Source organism: Amycolatopsis sp. N2S4-7, assembly GCF_058119595.1.
Genome location: NZ_CP172299.1, coordinates 3,673,249 through 3,690,018 on the forward strand (window position 1 = coordinate 3,673,249; position 16,770 = coordinate 3,690,018).

The window sequence follows — 16,770 nt, forward strand, 5'->3', positions numbered from 1 at the left end:
AGCGATCTCAGTAGCCGACGCGGAAAGTCGCGTCCTGCTTGTCCACAGTGGAGGATGTGCTGCCGAGCGGGTCGATCCGCAGCACGTAGGCGTAGTGCCGGAGGTAGCGGTCCGGGAAGTTGTGCGAGCGGAACGACGACCAGCCCGGGTCGGCGAGACCCGGCGTCTGGTGGAAGGTGGCGTCCGCCTCGAACGTCGCCGAGCCGTCGTCGGCCGCGAGGACCAGCTGGTAGTCGCTGTGCCGCAGGTACCGGCCCGGGTAGTTGACGGACTCGAACGACACGCCGGCCGCGTCCGCGAGCCCGGGCACCAGCTTCCACAGCTGGTCCTGGTACGGGTCGAACGGGTAGGGATCGATGCGGCCCACGGAGTTCGCGTGCCGGACGTAGCGGTCCGGGAAGTTGTAGGACTTGAGGCGCCGCCAGGCCGGCGCGCCCCACCGGGTGAGCAGGCCGGACATCTCCGCGGCCGTGATCGGCGTGATCCCGGGGTGCTTGGAGTTCAGCGGCTGCGTGTAGGCGCGGTCGCCGAGCAGCGTCCAGTTCCCGGCGGCCACGTCGGTGGTCTCCCAGCAGAAGAACCGGCCGTTGGGGCTCCACGTGTCACCCCAGAGGTACCAGCGGTTCCCCGCCGGCGCGGGGACGATCTGCGGCGCCTCGACACCCCGCCCGGGGGAAATCCCGGTCCGGTAGGTGGTGAAGCCACCGGCGGCGAGCGAGCCGGACCGCGTGCCGACCAGGGTGCTGTTGGTGTTGTCCTTGACGTACAGGTAGTTGACGCCGCCGATGGCGGCCATGGTCCCGTCGATCGTCGCGTGGCCGGGGTCGAAGAACACCTGCGGAGCGCTGACCGTCACGAAGTCGGTGGTGTAGTTGACCATGATGACGTCGTGGCCGCCGTAGGCCGCCGAGTAGATGATCGCGTACTGGTTGCGGGACGCGTCCCAGAACGCCTCCGGCGCCCAGCTGTGCGTGGCCATCGAGTGCAGCTTCACCCGGCGGTAGCCGGTGAACCCGCGCAGGTCCGCCGAATCCCAGACGTGGACGTACTGGTTCTGCAGCGACCAGTCGGTGCCCTTGAGGTCGGTCGCGAGCACCACGAACCGGCCGTCCTGCCGGCGCAGCACGAACGGGTCGCGCAGCCCGCCGGTGCCGGCCGTGGGCGTCACCACCGGGTTGTTCTGGTTCAGGGGCGTCCAGTCGAGGCCGTTCGCGCTGACGGCCAGGTGCAGCCCGTAGTCCGCGCCGGTCATGGACGGCGACTCGGTGAAGTACGCCATGACGTAACCGCCGTACGCGGTCTGGGCTCGCGCCACGGCCCTGCCGCCGACCACGCCGGCGACCGCGGCTCCCGCCACGCCCGCCATCAGTCCCCGTCGACCGATCATCGTCCACCCGTTTCGTCGTCGAACGCCGAAGCCGTGCACCACAACACTGTTAGCGCTAACATTCCGGCCTGCGGCAACCGGTCGCCAGGATCGGGGTGATCGGCCACAGCCGGAGGAATGACCGCAGTGTAAGCGGCCCGCGCCACACCGTGTCAAGAGCCGGCCGGACCGGAAACCCGGGGCCGCTCAGCGCAGGACGGCCGCCAGCAGGTCGGTGCCCAGCGCCGTCAGCTCGGGCGAGTTGAGGGTGTACCGGACGTACCGGCCGTGCCGCCGGGCCGTGAGCAGCCCCGCGCGGCGCAGGACGGCGAGGTGGCGGGAAACCTCCGGAGAGGTGAGTTCCCAGGCGTGGGCCAGCTCGCCGGTGGTGTGCGAGCCGCGGGCCAGGGTGCGCAGCAGCCGCAGCCGGACCGGATGGGAAAGCGCTTCCAGCCGCTGGGTGACCGTCTCCAGCGGCACCTGGTCCGGCGGCGCCGGCTCCGCCACCGGGTACTGCACCACCGGCTGCCACCCGGGCGCGTGGACCACCGCCAGGTGCGGGCGGCCGAAGACGCTGGGGATGAACGTGACGCCGGCGCCGCGGGCGGCGGTCGCCTTGTCCTGCAGCTTGTCCACGATGATGCGGTCGCCGTCCGGGGCCAGGGCGACCGCACCGGAGACCGAGGCGAGGGCCGCCCCGACGCCCTTGCGCGTCCGCAGGTCGTTCTTCAGGCGCAGGTCGGCGGCGAGCTGCCCGGCGACGCCCCGCCAAGCCGCGTCGAAGAAGGCCTCGGCGCACTGTTCGAAGGTGTGCCGCACCCGCGCCCGGACGGCGGCCGGGTCCGCGAGCAGCCGTTCCGCGAAGGCCTCTTGGCGGGCGCCGCGGGCCTGGGCCAGGTCCAGGGCCCGGTCGCGGGCGGTCGCGTCGGAGAGCGGCGACGTCGTGGCGAAGTGCACCCGGTTGCTTCCGCAGGTGGTGACGAGCGCGGCGGTGACGTACCTTTCGTCGTCGATCCGGTCGACGTCGTCCAGCTCCTCGGCCAGCGTCGGCCGGGGCCGGGCGGGGAGCAGGAAGTCGGCTTGCGAGGACCGCCAGAGGAAGTCCGCCTCCCGCAGCCACTCCGCCAGCTCCGGCCCCAGCCCGGCCCAGACGTCCGCGGCCCAGCCGGTGAGGTGCGGGTGGTGCCCGGGTTCGGCGAGCACGTGCAGCATCGCCGTCAGCTCGGCCAGCGGGGAGGCGGCGAACCGCAGCCGCTCGGGCGGCAGGCCGCTGATGTCGATCCTCAACGTCACGCCGTCATCATCACCGACCGGCCGGGCGGCGGCGTCGCCGATTGACGGTGGCCGTCAATCGACGTGCCCGCACCGGCGGCCGGGCCGCACCGTCGGCGCCATGGCGATCACCACGAAGATCGGGCCCCGGGCCCTCGTCCGGGCCTCCGGCGGCCCCCGCTACGCCGCCGCTCTGGCCGTGGACGCGCTCGGCACCGGCCTGCTGCGTCCCTTTCTGCTGCTCTACGGGGTGACGGTGCTGGGGCTGTCCGCGCCGGCCACCGGCGTCGCCATGACGGCCGGCATCGTCGTGGGCCTGCTGTGCCTGCCCCCGGTGGGCCGGTGGCTGGACCGCGGCGCCCGCAGCACGGTCGTCGCCGCGTCGATGCTGGTGCGGGTGCTGGGCGTCGCGCTCCTGCTGGTCACCCCCGAGGGGAACGGCTGGCTGTTCGCGACGGCGGCGCTCTTCCTCGGCATCGGCAACCAGGCGTGGCCGGCCGCCCACGCGGCTCTCGTGGCCACGGTCGCCCACGGCCGGGAACGCGACGCCGCGCTGGCGGGCGGCCGCGCGCTGCGCAACGCCGGCCTGGGCGTGGGCGCGCTGGTCGCCACCGCGTGCGTGGCGGGCGGCACGACCGCCTTGCAGGCACTGGCCGCCGTCACCGGGCTGGCCTACCTCGCCGCGGCGGCCCTGGCGTGGTCGGTCCACCTCCGCGCGCCCGCGGCCCCGGTCCGGGACCGGACCGGCGGCCCCGCACCCCGGGTGGGCGGCCTGCTGGCCGCGAACGTGGTCTACGTCTTCTGCCTCAACGTCCCCGAAATCGCGCTCCCCCTGGTCCTGGTGACCCAGGTGCACGCGTCCCCGGTGTGGTCCTCGGCCATCTTCGTGGCGAACACGGTGCTCGTGGTCACCCTGCAGGTCCCGGTCACCGTCCTGATGTCCCGCTTCTCCCGGCGGACCGTGCTGGCGCTCGCCGGCGTGGTCCTCACCGCGTCCTACCTCGGCTTCCTCTGGGCCGCCTCGCTGGGCCCCGGCTGGAGCGCCCCGGCCGTCGCCGCGGTGTCCGTGGTCTGCACCCTCGGCGAGATCCTCTACGCCGGCAGCGCCACCGCGCTCGTCACGGCCCTCGTCCCGCCGCGGGTCCTGGGCCGCGCCCTCGCCCGCTTCCAGCTCTCCACGGGCTTCGGCCTCGCCGTCTCCCCGGCGGCCATCACGGCGCTCGCCCCCCACGGCCCGGGCGTCCTCTGGGGCAGCCTCGCCACCGCGACGCTCCTGTCCGCGGCCGCGGTCGCCGGCGAGAAGGACCGGGGAACCTCGGCTCCGGACGCACCCCGGGCCCCGGATCTGGCACGATCAGGCGGTGGCCCGGACCCGGCGGAAACGCGGACTCGCGGTGGCGGCCGCCCTGCTGCTGGTGCTCTCGGCCTGCACCGCCGGCTTCGGTGAGCTCAAGCTGCGGATCGCCGCCGGCAACTCCGGCGGCGTCTACTACAAGCTCGCCCAGACCCTCGCCACCGCCTGGCAGACCGATCTGGACATCGACCGGCCGCAGGTGCTGCAGACCCAGGGCTCGCCCGACAACGTCGCCAAGGTGCTCGCCGGCCAGGCCGACGTCGCCTTCGTCGCCGCCGACGTCGCCGCGGACGAGTACAAGCGCCGTCCCGACCTGGCCGCGCTCGCCCGCATCCACGACGACTACCTGCACGTCGTGGTGCGCGCCGACTCCCCCATCCGGTCGGTGGCCCAGCTGAGCGGCCGCCGGATCGCGATCGGCACGCCGGCGTCCGGCGTCGAGTACATCGCGAGCAAGCTCCTGGAGGTGGCGGGCCTCAAGAACAAGGTCACCACCACCCCCCGCGGCCTCGAAGACTCCGTCGCGGCGCTGCTGAACGGCGACGTCGACGCGTTCTTCTGGTCCGGCGGCCTGCCGACGCCGAGACTGGTGGACTACAACGACAAGGGCTCGCTGCGGCTGCTCGACATCGCCGACCTGATGCCGAAGATGCAGGCGCTCACCCCGGTCTACAGCACCGCGACGATCCCGGCGAGCACGTACAACCAGCTCCTGCCGGTGACGACGCTGGTGGTGCCGAACTTCCTGGTGGTCCCGAAGTCCATGTCCGCCGACGTCGCCGAGGCACTGGTCCGCGGCCTGTTCGACGCCCGCCACCAGCTGGCGGAGGCCAATCCGGCGGCCCTGTCGATCGACGTCCACCCGGGCATCGAGACCCAGCCGGTCCCGCTGCACCCGGGCGCGCTGCGCTACTACCGGTCGCAGAAGACCTAGGCGACCGGGAACACCATCGTGATCCGCAGGCCGCCCCCGTCGGGCAGGTCCAGCTCCAGCTCGCCGTCGGAGTGCGCGACGATTTCGCTGACGATGGCCAGGCCCAGCCCCGAACCGGGGACGTTCTGGTGGGCCGGGCTCCGCCAGAACCGGTCCCGCGCGCGGTCGAGCTCGTCGGGCCGCAGCCCCGGGCCGTGGTCGCGCACCGACAACCGCACCCGGTCGCCGTCCCGCGCCACCGCGATCCGGATCTCCGTGCCCGCCGCCGTGAACTTCAGGGCGTTGTCGAGCAGCGCGTCCAGGATCGTCTCGGCGCCCCGCGGCGGCATGCGGACGCGGGCGCCGTCCCCGGCGGCGTCGACGACCAGGCGCACGTCCCGCGCCTCGCCGACCACCGTCCAGTCGGCGACCCGGTCGGCGACGGCCTCGTCCAGCACCACCGGGTCCAGCTCGCCGCCGGACGCTTCGGCACGGGCCATCGAGAGCAGCCCGTCCAGGATCTGGTGCAGCCGCCCCGCGTCGACCCGGGCGGCCTCCAGGTCGGCGGCGGCCGGCTCGTCGTCGACGTGGCCTTCGAGGTTGCCGAGGCGGATCTTCAACGCGGTCAGCGGGTTGCGCAGCTGGTGGGAGGCGTCGGCGACGAACGCGCGCTGCGCGGCCAGCGCTCCCGAGACGCTCTCGGCCATGCGGTCGAAGGAGCGGCCGAGCTGACGCAGCTCCGGCGGCCCGCCGCCCTCCCCCACCGGCTCGGCCTCCCGGCCGCCGACCACCGACGCCACCAGCGCGCCGGTCGCGTCGTCGAGCCGCTGCACCGGCCGCAGGATCCACCGGACCACCGGGATCGCCACGGCCAGCGCCAGCGTGAAGGCGAGGATCCCGCCCGCGGCGAGCAGCAGCCACCACCACAGCACGTCGGCCCGCTCGGACCCGGTGTCCGACACCGTGAGCACCGCGCCGTGCACCTCGCCGTCGGCGAGCACCGGCTCGGCGAGCACCAGCGGCGTCGAATCCCACGGCATCAGCACCCCGGCGGGCTGGGACCGGCGGCCGGCGAGCGCCTCGTGGATCGGCCCGCTGATCCGTTCGTCCCGGAGGTCGATCCGCGCGGCGGACGGCCCGAGCGACGAGGCGAACAGCTCGCCGTCCTGGTCGACGACCGCCACCTGGACGCCGTACACCTCGTTGTAGCGGATCAGGTCGGGGTTGATCAGCCCCGGCTTGTTGTCCAGCAGCGGCCGCTGCGCCAGCGACGCGAACCGGGCGGTGTCGGTCAGCCGGTCGAGGAACAGGTCCTGCTGCGCGCCGGCGGCGATGCTCCTGGCCAGCGGGATGCCCAGGCCGAACACCAGCAACGCGACCAGCGTCAGCACGATGCCCTGCAGCCGGACGCGCACCCCCGTCAGCTCCGGGCGACCTGGCCGCCGAGCCGGTAGCCGACCCCGCGCACCGTCTCGATCAGCGCCGGGCGGCCCAGCTTCGTCCGCAGCGTCGCGACGTGGACGTCCAGCGAGCGGCTCTCGGCCGGGCCGCGGTGGCCCCACACCTCCGTGAGCACGTGCTCGCGCGAGCACACCGCGCCGCGCGCGCCCGCCACCAGCGCGAGCACCTGGAACTCCTTGCGCGACAACGCCACCGCGCGCCCGTCGACCAGCACCTCGTGCCGGGACAGGTCGACGCTGACGTCCCCGACCCGGATCACCACCGGCTCGGTCGCCGTGTGCTCCCCGCGGCGGCGGCGCACGGCCTCGACCCTGGCGAGCAGCTCCTCGACGTCGTAGGGCTTGACCAGGTAGTCGTCGGCACCCGCGCGCAGGCCCTGGATCCGGTCGTCGACCTCGCCGCGCGCCGACACGACGATGATCGCGACGTCGCTGACCGCGCGGATCTGGCGGCAGAGCGTCACGCCGTCGATGTCCGGCAGGCCGAGGTCGAGCAGGATGACGTCGACCTCGTGCACGCGGTCCAGCACGCCGGCGCCGGTGGCCAGCCGGGCGATCGCCAGGCCGCGGCGGACCAGCGCCGGGATGAGCGCACCCGCGACCCGGTCGTCGTCCTCCACCAGCAGCACCCGCACCCGTCCGCCTCCCATGGTGACCTGCTCCACCGGCCGGTAGCGCGAACTCTAGGACGTCGGGGCGAGGTCCGCACCGGCCACCCGGACGGTCACTCTCCGTGAGTCGAATTCGACGTGGGGGCCCGGGGGGCCGATACTGCCCGAAATGGACATCGATACTCAGTTGAAACCCTAAGTATTGCTCAAGCGGCCTTGCCAGCCGGTAGAGCAACGGTAGGTTCTCGCCATCGCGTGGTGACCCATGCCCCACATGCCGGTACGAACGACCCTGGAGGCCAGATGACCGCGGAGGTGGCGGCGCCGATGATCAAGGCGTCCGCCGTGAACAAGTACTTCGGCGACCTGCACGTGCTCAGGGAGATCACGCTCGAGGTGCCTCGCGGCCAGGTCGTGGTGGTGCTCGGCCCGTCCGGGTCGGGCAAGTCGACCCTGTGCCGGGCCATCAACCGGCTCGAGCCGATCAACTCCGGCGAGATCGCCGTCGACGGCGTCCCGCTGCCCGCCGAGGGCAAGGCCCTCGCCGCGCTGCGCGCCGACGTCGGCATGGTGTTCCAGTCGTTCAACCTGTTCGCGCACAAGACCATCGTCGAGAACGTCATGCTCGCGCCGGTGAAGGTCCGCAAGGTCGGCCAGGCCGAAGCCCGCAAGACGGCGATGGAGCTGCTGGAGCGCGTCGGCATCGCCAACCAGGCCGACAAGTACCCGGCGCAGCTGTCGGGCGGCCAGCAGCAGCGCGTCGCCATCGCGCGGGCGCTGGCGATGCGGCCCAAGGTCATGCTGTTCGACGAGCCGACCTCGGCGCTGGACCCGGAGATGGTCCAGGAGGTCCTCGACGTGATGACCGGCCTGGCCAAGGACGGCATGACCATGCTGGTCGTCACCCACGAGATGGGCTTCGCCCGGCGGGCAGCCGATCGGGTGATCTTCATGGCCGACGGCGAGATCGTCGAGGACACGACACCCGAAGAGTTCTTCTCCTCGCCGAAGAGCGAGCGCGCGAAGGACTTCCTCGGCAAGATCCTTACCCACTGAGAACGTTCCGCGGCGCCCTTTCGCGTCACGGGTGACGACACACAGGAGAGATTCACATGAGGATCCGCACCCTCGCGGTGGGACTGCTCGTCGGTGGTCTGACGATGACCACCCTGACCGCCTGCGGCAAGGAAGGGACGCCGACCACGCCGGGCTCGGGTGACCAGAGCGGCACGAACGCCGCCGCGCTGCCGACCTACCCGGTCGCGACCGGCGTCGACCTGGCCGGCTCCCCGGTGTTCGCGAAGATGAAGTCGGCGGGCGCGCTGACCGTCGGCGCCAAGGACGACCAGCCCGGCCTGGGCCAGAAGGACCCGACGACCGGCAAGTTCGGCGGCTTCGACATCGAGATCGCGAAGCTCGTCTCGGCCGGTCTCGGCTTCGACCCGGAGAAGATCACCTTCCGCACGGTCGACTCCGGCGCCCGCGAGCAGACGATCGCGAACGGCGACGTGAACTACTACGTCGGCACCTACTCGATCACCGACAAGCGCAAGGCGCTCGTCTCCTTCGCCGGCCCGTACTTCGTCGCCGGCCAGGACCTGCTGGTGCGCAAGGACGACAGCTCGATCACCAGCAAGGACACCCTCAAGGGCAAGAAGGTCTGCTCGGTCACCGGGTCGACCCCGATCCAGAAGGTCCGGCAGGAGAACCTGACCGAGCCGAACAACATCGTCGAGTTCCAGAAGTACTCGCAGTGCGTCGAGAAGCTGCTGTCGAAGGACGTCGACGCGGTCACGACCGACGACGCGATCCTCAAGGGCTACGCGGCCCAGGACCCGGACAACCTGAAGGTCGTCGGCCAGCCGTTCTCGACCGAGAAGTACGGCATCGGCCTGAACAAGGACGACAAGGTCCTGCGCGACAAGGTCAACGAGATCCTGCAGAAGGCGCTGGACGACGGCACCTGGCAGAAGATCTACGACGCCACCCTCGGCAAGTCGGGCTCGGCCGCCAAGGTCCCGACCCTCGAGAAGTACTGACGTGACACGAGGCCGGTGGATCGGGTTTCCCGGTCCGCCGGCCTTCCCACATCCATCACCACCTGACCACCGCTCGAAAGAAACGGACGCGGGGAAGGCTCCATGGACGTCCTGCTCAACAACCTGGACCTGTTCGGTCCGTTCTTCCTCCGCACGATCGAACTGTTCGTGCTCTCCGCCGTCGGCAGCCTGATCTGGGGCACCATCCTGGCCATGCTGCGGGTGAGCCCGGTGCCCGTCTTCCGCGCCGTCGGCACGGCGTACGTGACGATCGCCCGGAACACGCCGCTCACGCTGGTCTTCGCGTTCTTCGTGTTCGCCTACCCGCTGCTCGACATCGTCAAGGTCGACTACTTCCCGGCCGCCGTGATCGCGCTGACCGTGTACACCTCGGCGTTCATCTGCGAGGTCGTGCGCTCGGGCATCAACACCGTGCCCGTCGGCCAGGCCGAAGCGGGCCGGGCGCTGGGGCTGACCTTCGCCCAGATCCTCGGGCAGGTCGTGCTGCCGCAGGCGCTGCGGTCGGTGGTCCCGCCGCTGATCAGCACCCTGATCGCGCTGCTGAAGAACACCACCATCGCCGCCGGTTTCTCGGTGGCCGAGGCGGGCGCGATCCGCTCGTACCTGTCCGAACGCGGGGAGAACCAGCTGATCGGCCTGCTCTGGGTCGCGCTCGGCTTCATCGTCCTGGTCGCCGTGCTGTCGTTCGCCCAACGCAGCCTCGAGAAGCGCTGGAGCGTGGCCCGATGACCAACGTTCTCTTCGACGTCCCGGGACCGAAGGCCCGGCTGCGGTACCGCACGTACGCGGTGATCGGCACGGTCGTGGTCCTCGCCTTCATCGGCTACATCGGGTGGCGGTTCTACGACAGCGGCCAGTTCACGGCGCGCAAGTGGGAGTGGCTGCAGTACACGCAGGTCCAGAAGGACCTCGCCAACGCGGTGCTCCAGACCCTCCAGGCGTTCGCCGCCGCCGCCGTGCTCGCGCTCGTCTTCGGGGCGATCTTCGCGGCCGGGCGGTTGTCCGACCACGCCTGGATCCGCGGCATCGCCGGGTTCGTCGTGGAGTTCTTCCGCGCCATCCCCGCCCTGATCCTGATGTTCCTGTTCTACTTCGGCCTGCCGACGATCGGCGTGCCGATGACGCCGTTCCTCGGCGTGGTGTTCGGCCTGACGCTGTACAACGGCTCGGTGCTCGCCGAGGTCTTCCGGGCGGGCATCCAGTCGCTGCCGAAGGGCCAGAGCGAAGCCGCGTACGCGCTCGGCATGCGCAAGACGCAGGTCATGTTCCTGGTCCTGCTGCCCCAGGCCATCCGGGCGATGCTGCCGACGATCATCAGCCAGCTCGTCGTGCTGCTGAAGGACACCGCGCTCGGCTTCATCATCACGTTCCAGGAGCTGCTGTACTACGCGCGCTACATCGGCTCGCAGGGCTCGTTCGGACGGCCGATCGTGCCGTCGACGATCGTGGCGACCGGCATCTACGTCGTGATGTGCCTGCTGCTCACGGCGCTGGCGACGTACCTGGAGCGGCGCAACCGGCGCAACAAGAAGGTCGTGGCGGCGCCGCCCACCGCGGCCGAGGACGTCGTGGCCGCCTCCGCCTGAGTCCGAGTCCACCCGTTCGAGGCCCCCGGGATCCGTCCCGGGGGCCTTGTCCTGTCCCGGGGTCTCCCCTAGCGTCGGGCCCATGGGTGTCGCACTGGTGACCGGCAGTTCCCGCGGCCTCGGCCGGGCGATCGCGCGGCGGCTGGCCCGCGACGGGTTCGCCGTCGCGGTCAACGGCCACCACGACGACGCCGACCTCAAGACCGCCGCGGAGGGCATCCTCGCCGAAGGGGGCCGGGCGGGCGCCTTCGCCGCGGACGTGACCGACCGCCGTCAGGTCGGCGAGCTCGTCGACGCCGTCACCGCGCTGCTCGGCCCGATCGGGGTACTGGTCCTCAACGCCACCGGCCCCCAGCCCGAGGCGCCGGTGTCCCAGGTGGACTGGCCGGATCACCTGGCGCAGCTGGACTTCTTCGTGCGCTCCCCGGTGCTGCTCGGGCACGCGGTGCTGCCCGGGATGCGGGCCCGCGGGTACGGCCGGATCGTGCACGTCGACTCGGAGGTCGCGGACCGCCCGCCGCCCGGCCGCTCCGCCTACGCGACGGCCAAGAGCGCCCAGATCGGCCTGGCCCGCGCGTGGGCCCGCGAGCTGGCGCCCGACGGCATCACGGTCAACACGGTCGCGCCGGGCTTCATCCCGGTGGAACGCCACACGGAGGTCCCGGAGGCGGAGCGGGAGGCGTACCGGGCCTCGGTCCCGGCAGGCCGGCTGGGCACCCCGGACGACGTCGCCGCGGCGGTGAGCTTCTTCGCGTCAGAGGAGGCGGGCTTCATCACGGGACAGCGCCTGTCGGTCGACGGCGGTCGCGCGCACGGTTGATCTCCAGCACCACCAGCACGCCCAGGATCAGCACCAGGGCCAGCGTCAGCGCCGTCCACATCGCGACGTGCAGCTGAAGCAGCCCGCCCGCGAAGGCGCCCACCAGCATCGCCCCCACCGCGGCGATCTTCCGCAGGGGATGCGCTCCCTCGCCGCCGGCGGCTTTCGAGTCCGCCGCGAAGCCGGTCAGGGTCATGGTGAGGACCGTGGTCGTCAGGTCGGGCGCACCGATCCGGCGGACGGCCGCGTTCTGCAGGCCCATCGCCAGCCCCAGCACGACGATCAGCAGCTCACTGCCCAGCCGGGTGCCGCTGCCGAGCGTCGCGGACAGCACGACCGCCACGGCGACCAGCACCGCCTGCGCCGCGGTGGCCTGCCGGAGCACGCCGTGGCCGCGGTCGTCCTCGATCCGGGCCAGCCGGCCGCCGGCGAGCGCGCCCGCCAGGAACGCCAGCACCGCGGTCAGCGAGGCGAGCACGGACAACGTCGTCTCCCCCGCCGCGGCGAACCCGAAGAACACGACGTTACCGGTCATGTTGGCCACGAAGACCCGGCCCAGGCCGAGGAAGCTGACGGCGTCGACCACCCCGGTGACGACGGTCAGGGTCAGTAGTAGAGCGGCCAGGTCCCGCGGTTTCGCTTCAGCCATGTCCGCAGTCAACACCGACTGCCGGGCGTTTTCCACTCGGCAGGCAAGCTTCGCACGCGAAGCGGCTTCGCACCGCCTCGCGGACGATATCCGTTGTCACAAACAGGAACCCCAGCACGACGGCCACCGAGGCAAGCACGGACAACGTCGTCTCCCCTACCGCCGCTAGGCCCACGGTCAACACCGATCGCCAGGCGTCTTCCACCCGGCCGCCAAACGAATTCACGCGCTTCTTAAGCGCGAAGCACGCTTCGCGCCCGAAGCGGATCCGCAGCCCTTCACGGGCGAATCCGTTGACGCGCACAGGACTCCCAGCACCGCAATCAGCGAGGCGTGCACGGACAAGGTCATCTCCCCCGCCGCCGCGAGGCCAGCTCCCTTCGCAGCCGAAGCAGCTTCGCAGCGATTCAGCGGCAATATCCGTTGTCACACCGAGGAAACTCAATACCACGGCCAACGACGCGAGCACAGACAACGTCGCCTCCCTCGCCGCCACGAACCCGCCGTAGCCAGTTACGCCGGCCTCGAACCCCCAGCCACCAAACGAATCCACCAGCTCCTTAACCGCGAAGCACCCTTCGCACCCGAAGCAGCTTCACAGCGCTTCACGGGCGATATCCGTTGTCACACAGGCGAAACACCAACCTCCTTGCGGTGAATCCGAGCGCGGCTTCGGCGGTTTTGTCGGGGATCCCCTCTACCGTGCGGACATGACCGAAAAGAGCACGGTGCGCACGCGGGAAATAGCCTTCGAGCTCAAGGCCCAGCGCGAGCTGAAACGGATGACCCTGCGCGAGGTGGCCCGCCGGGCGGACTGGTCGGCGGCGAAGGTGTCGGCCTGGGAGAACGGCCGCCGCATGTCGCCGATCGACGCCGCGATCTACCTCGCCCACTGCGGCACCAAGGCCGCCGAACGCGCGCGGCTCCTCGAACTGACCAAGCCGCCCGGCGACCTGTACTGGGTGCGGCCCTCCTTCGACAAGCTCGTCGACCCGATGAAGTCGCTCATCATCCAGGAGAACCTCGCCAGCGCGATCGTGTCCTACAGCCCGGTCGCCCTTCCCGGGATGCTGCAGACCGAGGACTACCTCCGCACCTGCTTCGAGCTCACGGGCCGCCACACCGCCGACCGGCTGCACACCCTGACCCGGGCCCGCGTCGACCGGCAGCAGCTCCTCCAACGCCGCGATTCGCCGCTCTGCACCTTTTTCGTGCACGAACGCGTCCTGCGGTCGGTCGTCGGCGATCCGCAGCTGATGCACGAGCAGCTGCAGAACCTGGTGCTGACCGCGAACCTGCCGCACTGCGTCATCCGCGTGGTGCCGGAGTCCGCACCCGCGCTCCGCGCGCTGAGCAGCACGTTCACCGTCTTGGAGTTCCCCGAACACCCCGCCGTGGTCTACGAGGAGACCTACGCCGCCGGGTTGTTCGTCGACGACCGCGTCGCGGTCGAAGCGTTCTACATCCTCCTCACGCGGCTGGAACAGTCGGCCCTGTCCGAGGAGCAATCGCGGGAGTGGCTCGTCCGGGTCGCCGACGAGTACGAGCGCATGAGGGAGTGACCCCGGCGGCGCGCGATTCCCAGGCGCCCGCCGCGGGGCACCTCACCGTCCCGCACGACGCCTGGGACTCAGCTCGGTGCGCCGACCTCACGACCGGCCTGCCAGACCGTCCGGACCCGGGCGGGCAGGTCGGTCACGTCGAGGTCGGCGCCGTCGAGCAGCACGACGTCGGCGCGCAGGCCCGGCTCGATGCGGCCGCGGTCGTCCTCCAGCCGCAGCAGCCGGGCCGCCTCGGACGTGGCGGCCTTCAACGCCGCCGCGTCGCCGAGCACCGCGGCCAGCAACCGCAGCTCGGTCGTCAAGTCGACATGGGGACGCGGGGCGAGGTCGGAACCCGCGGCGATCGGGACACCCGCTTCCACCGCGAGGCGCAGCGAGCGCTGGTGCGTGCCGGCGAACTCGCTGTCGCTGATCGGCGACAGCGTCGGCACGTACCAGGCGTGGCCCAGGGCGGCGACGGCTTCGTCGTCGAGGAAGGTGCCGTGCTCGATGCTGCGCGCCCCGGCGCGCGCCGCCGAGACCACGGCCGCCGACGTGTGGGCGTGGGCCAGGACGTCCCGGCCACAGCGGCGGGCTTCGTCGACCAGCGCGACGAGCTCGTCGTCGGTCGGGCGGACGTCGACACCCTCGCGGACGGCCCGCATCGCCCCGCTCGCCCCGACCTTGATCCAGTCCGCGCCCGCGCGCACCATCCGGCGGACCGCCGCGCGCGCCGCGTCCGGTCCGTCGAACAGCGGGTCCGGCAGCGACGGGTCGCCGTAGTGGTCGACGGCGCCCGCGGGCGGTTCCCAGCTGTCGCCGAGCCCGCCGGTCGGCCCGAGCTGGCGGAGGCTGACCAGCAGGTCGGGTCCGGCGATCCAGCCTTCGCGCAGCGCGTGCTTGACCCCGGCGTCCGCGCCCCAGGCGTCGCGGACGGTCGTGATCCCGCGCGCCAGCAACCCGCGCAGCACCGGCACGGCTTCGAGGATCCGTGCGCTGCGCGGCAGCGGCTCGGGCCGGGGGAACGCGACGTGCACGTGGCAGTCGATGAGCCCGGGGATCAGCAGGCCGCCGGAGCAGTCGACGCGCCCGTCGCCGTCCAGCGCCGGGCCGACCTCGGCGATCCGGTCGCCGGCCAGCCGGACGTCCGCGCGCGCGATCTCGCCGGTCTCGGGGTCGAAGACGTGCGCTCCGGCGAGGAGCGTCACGCCAGGTCCTTGCGATAGACGAGGAAGTCGCACGGCGTGGCCAGCGACGGCGCGAGGTGCGGGTAGTCCTCGCCGAGGTCGGCGCGGTGGGTGACGCGGTAGCCGAGCCGGCCGTACCACTCGGCCAGGAACTGCTTCGACGGGTGCGTCCACTCCCGGGGCACCAGCAGCTCCAGCTGCATCTCGCGGCAGCCGGCGTCCCGGCTCGCCCGCTCGGCGAACGCGACGAGGTCGCGCCCGATGCCGAGCCCCCGCCGGGCCGGGTCGGCGGCGAGCATGCCGAATTCGCCGGTCGTCTCGTCGAGCCGCTGGAGGCGCACCGAGCCGGCGAGGTCGCCGTCGATCCGCGCGACGGCGATCTCCCCGGCCCGGACGAACCCCGCCACCTCCTCGGCGGACGTCCGATCGGTGCTCCCCCGCCAGAGCCCCTTCTCGGACTCGGCGTAGACCTGGTTGACCAGCCCGGTGATCCGGGCGGTCAGCGCGCCGTCGTCCGCGGCGGACGGCGGCAGCAGTTCGATGTCCGGTGCACCCATACGACCATCCTGCCGCAGCTCACGGTTTCACCGCTCGCACGCAGTGCAGGAACGTCCCGACGCGGCTTTCCGCCACGGCGGTGAACCCGGCGCCGGCCAGCATCGGCGCGATCCGCTCGACGGGGTTGTCCCGCATCCCGGCCCCGGCGATCGCGCCGACCAGGCGACGGCCCGGGCGGCCGCGCGGTGGCCGGAAGTCGGCCAGCAGCACCCGGCCGCCCGGCCGCAGCACCCGGAACGCCTCGCCGAACGCGGTGCCGCGCGCCTCTTCCGGGATGTGGTGCACGGCGAGGCTCGAGACCACGACGTCGAACGCCCCGTCCGGCGCCTCCAGGGCCTCGGCGCGGCCCACCTCGAACGAGCAGTTCGCCCCGCCCCGCAGGCGGCGCGCCTGAGCGACCATCGGCTCGGACGGGTCCACGCCCACCGCACTCCCGCCCGGCGACGCGGCCTCCGCCGCCAACGCGGTCAGGTAACCCGGCCCGCACCCGACGTCGAGCACCCGGTCTCCCGGCGTGACGCCCGTGAGGCTCACCAGCCTGCCGAACGTGCGTCTCCGCCGTCCGGCGAAGACCGCCACCGACAACGCCTCGTACGCGAGGGCGTACTTGATCGCCCCCGGCGCGTCCTCGTCCGTTCTCCCGTGCAGCAGCCGGCCGATGTTCATCGGGTTCCCCTAACTTAGTGGCGACTAAGAACGTCGAGCTTAGTCATCACTAAGTTGACGGGCAAGGGGCACTACGATGCGCACGTGACCGAACCAGCCCGCCGCGTCCGGATGAGTGCCGCGGACCGCCGAGAGTCGATCCTCGCCGCCGCCACCGAGGTCTTCGCCGAAACCGGCTACCTGCGCGGCAAGACGTCCACCGTGGCGCGGCGGGTCGGCGTGAGCGAGCCGGTGGTCTTCCAGAACTTCGGCACCAAGGCCGTGCTGTTCGCCGCCGTGGTCGACCGCGCCGCCGACCACGTGTGCCGCCTGCTCGACCGGACCACCGCGAGCCCGGTCCCCGTCACGAGCCTGCTCGAGACGATGCTCGACCCCGGCCACCTCGACCAGGTGCACAGCGCGGGTTCGGTGGGCGCGATCTTCGCCGACGCCGCGGCCGTCACCGGCGAGCCCGAGATCGAAGCCGCCGCGAGGAGGTCCACGCAGCGTTTCGCCCGCTCGCTCACCGAACTGCTGGACCGCGGCCGGGTGGAGGGCGAGCTGCGGCCGGACCTCGACGTCGAAGCCGCCGCCTGGTGGCTGCTGTCCCTCGTCGCGTCGCAGAAGTTCCGCCGCCGGACCGCCGCGGAGCCGGCCGCGGTCGAGGCCGGGCTCGCCGCGAGCACGCTCGGGTTCCTGCTCGCGAAAAAAGACGCTCGCGAACCGGCTTGAGCGCGGTTCGCGAGCG

Annotated in this window: 18 protein-coding genes; 9 read left to right on the plus strand and 9 right to left on the minus strand. The window is 72.1% G+C overall.

The genetic code is table 11. The annotated features are described in order from the left end of the window. Positions 1-7: 7 nt before the first annotated feature. Both ACH54P_RS17070 and ACH54P_RS17075 read right to left on the minus strand, forming a co-directional pair. Positions 8-1,387: a glycoside hydrolase family 43 protein gene (locus tag ACH54P_RS17070; RefSeq protein ID WP_489913845.1), complete on the minus strand. Its 1,380-nt coding sequence runs from the start codon at positions 1,385-1,387 to the stop codon at positions 8-10. 186 nt (positions 1,388-1,573) lie between these two features. Beyond that, entirely contained in the window at positions 1,574-2,659 is a 1,086-nt protein-coding gene (locus ACH54P_RS17075) for a DUF5937 family protein (RefSeq protein ID WP_489913847.1), read from the minus strand. Between the two features lie 100 nt (positions 2,660-2,759). Here ACH54P_RS17075 and ACH54P_RS17080 point away from each other — a divergent pair, with 100 nt between their 5' ends. Beyond that, positions 2,760-4,085 carry an MFS transporter gene (locus ACH54P_RS17080; RefSeq protein WP_489913849.1) on the plus strand — a complete coding sequence of 442 codons (1,326 nt, stop codon included), beginning with the start codon at positions 2,760-2,762 and terminating at the stop codon, positions 4,083-4,085. Then, entirely contained in the window at positions 4,033-4,926 is an 894-nt protein-coding gene (locus ACH54P_RS17085; protein ID WP_489913851.1) for a TAXI family TRAP transporter solute-binding subunit, read from the plus strand. The genes ACH54P_RS17080 and ACH54P_RS17085 overlap by 53 nt, the downstream gene beginning before the upstream one ends. Here the strand turns inward: ACH54P_RS17085 and ACH54P_RS17090 are convergent. Together ACH54P_RS17090 and ACH54P_RS17095 are read right to left on the minus strand one after the other, a co-directional pair. After that, positions 4,923-6,320 carry a sensor histidine kinase gene (locus ACH54P_RS17090; protein ID WP_489913853.1) on the minus strand — a complete coding sequence of 466 codons (1,398 nt, stop codon included), beginning with the start codon at positions 6,318-6,320 and terminating at the stop codon, positions 4,923-4,925. The two genes, ACH54P_RS17085 and ACH54P_RS17090, sit on opposite strands and share 4 nt — an antisense overlap. A gap of 5 nt (positions 6,321-6,325) precedes the next feature. Further along, entirely contained in the window at positions 6,326-7,000 is a 675-nt protein-coding gene (locus ACH54P_RS17095) for a response regulator transcription factor (RefSeq protein WP_489916472.1), read from the minus strand. Between the two features lie 303 nt (positions 7,001-7,303). Here ACH54P_RS17095 and ACH54P_RS17100 point away from each other — a divergent pair, with 303 nt between their 5' ends. The 5 genes from ACH54P_RS17100 to ACH54P_RS17120 all read left to right on the plus strand — a co-directional run bounded on the left by ACH54P_RS17100 (position 7,304) and on the right by ACH54P_RS17120 (position 11,442). Next, positions 7,304-8,032 carry an amino acid ABC transporter ATP-binding protein gene (locus tag ACH54P_RS17100; RefSeq protein ID WP_489916474.1) on the plus strand — a complete coding sequence of 243 codons (729 nt, stop codon included), beginning with the start codon at positions 7,304-7,306 and terminating at the stop codon, positions 8,030-8,032. Positions 8,033-8,088: 56 nt separating this feature from the next. Continuing rightward, the gene (locus ACH54P_RS17105; RefSeq protein WP_489913855.1) at positions 8,089-9,015 is read left to right on the plus strand and encodes a glutamate ABC transporter substrate-binding protein; all 927 of its coding nucleotides are present in this window, start codon (positions 8,089-8,091) and stop codon (positions 9,013-9,015) included. Between the two features lie 102 nt (positions 9,016-9,117). Further along, positions 9,118-9,765 (plus strand): amino acid ABC transporter permease, encoded by a 648-nt coding sequence (locus ACH54P_RS17110; RefSeq protein WP_489913857.1) that lies wholly within the window; start codon positions 9,118-9,120, stop codon positions 9,763-9,765. Beyond that, positions 9,762-10,622, plus strand: a complete 861-nt coding sequence (locus ACH54P_RS17115; RefSeq protein ID WP_489913859.1) for an amino acid ABC transporter permease — start codon at positions 9,762-9,764, stop codon at positions 10,620-10,622. Before ACH54P_RS17110 ends, ACH54P_RS17115 begins: the two co-directional genes overlap by 4 nt. Before the next feature lie 82 nt (positions 10,623-10,704). Next, complete coding sequence (locus ACH54P_RS17120; protein ID WP_489913861.1) at positions 10,705-11,442, plus strand: SDR family NAD(P)-dependent oxidoreductase; 738 nt, start codon at positions 10,705-10,707, stop codon at positions 11,440-11,442. On the opposite strand, the gene ACH54P_RS17125 is transcribed toward ACH54P_RS17120, so the two are convergent. Together ACH54P_RS17125 and ACH54P_RS17130 are read right to left on the minus strand one after the other, a co-directional pair. Further along, on the minus strand, positions 11,396-12,091 hold the full coding sequence (locus tag ACH54P_RS17125) for a YoaK family protein (RefSeq protein WP_489913863.1): 696 nt from the start codon (positions 12,089-12,091) through the stop codon (positions 11,396-11,398). The two genes, ACH54P_RS17120 and ACH54P_RS17125, sit on opposite strands and share 47 nt — an antisense overlap. Continuing rightward, complete coding sequence (locus ACH54P_RS17130; RefSeq protein ID WP_489913865.1) at positions 12,084-12,644, minus strand: hypothetical protein; 561 nt, start codon at positions 12,642-12,644, stop codon at positions 12,084-12,086. Before ACH54P_RS17130 ends, ACH54P_RS17125 begins: the two co-directional genes overlap by 8 nt. Before the next feature lie 157 nt (positions 12,645-12,801). On the opposite strand from ACH54P_RS17130, the gene ACH54P_RS17135 reads away from it, so the two are divergent. Further along, positions 12,802-13,653: a helix-turn-helix domain-containing protein gene (locus ACH54P_RS17135; protein WP_489913867.1), complete on the plus strand. Its 852-nt coding sequence runs from the start codon at positions 12,802-12,804 to the stop codon at positions 13,651-13,653. A 68-nt stretch (positions 13,654-13,721) separates the two neighbouring features. On the opposite strand, the gene ACH54P_RS17140 is transcribed toward ACH54P_RS17135, so the two are convergent. From ACH54P_RS17140 to ACH54P_RS17150, 3 genes are read right to left on the minus strand one after another with little or no spacing between them, the layout of a single operon-like run. After that, positions 13,722-14,840, minus strand: coding sequence for an amidohydrolase family protein (locus tag ACH54P_RS17140; protein ID WP_489913869.1), 1,119 nt, complete (start codon positions 14,838-14,840; stop codon positions 13,722-13,724). Beyond that, entirely contained in the window at positions 14,837-15,376 is a 540-nt protein-coding gene (locus tag ACH54P_RS17145) for a GNAT family N-acetyltransferase (protein ID WP_489913871.1), read from the minus strand. The genes ACH54P_RS17140 and ACH54P_RS17145 overlap by 4 nt, the downstream gene beginning before the upstream one ends. Positions 15,377-15,395: 19 nt before the next feature. Then, on the minus strand, positions 15,396-16,043 hold the full coding sequence (locus tag ACH54P_RS17150; RefSeq protein ID WP_489913873.1) for a class I SAM-dependent methyltransferase: 648 nt from the start codon (positions 16,041-16,043) through the stop codon (positions 15,396-15,398). Between the two features lie 84 nt (positions 16,044-16,127). Between ACH54P_RS17150 and ACH54P_RS17155 the strand changes: the two genes are divergently transcribed. Further along, positions 16,128-16,754: a TetR/AcrR family transcriptional regulator gene (locus tag ACH54P_RS17155; protein ID WP_489913875.1), complete on the plus strand. Its 627-nt coding sequence runs from the start codon at positions 16,128-16,130 to the stop codon at positions 16,752-16,754. Positions 16,755-16,770 lie beyond the last annotated feature (16 nt).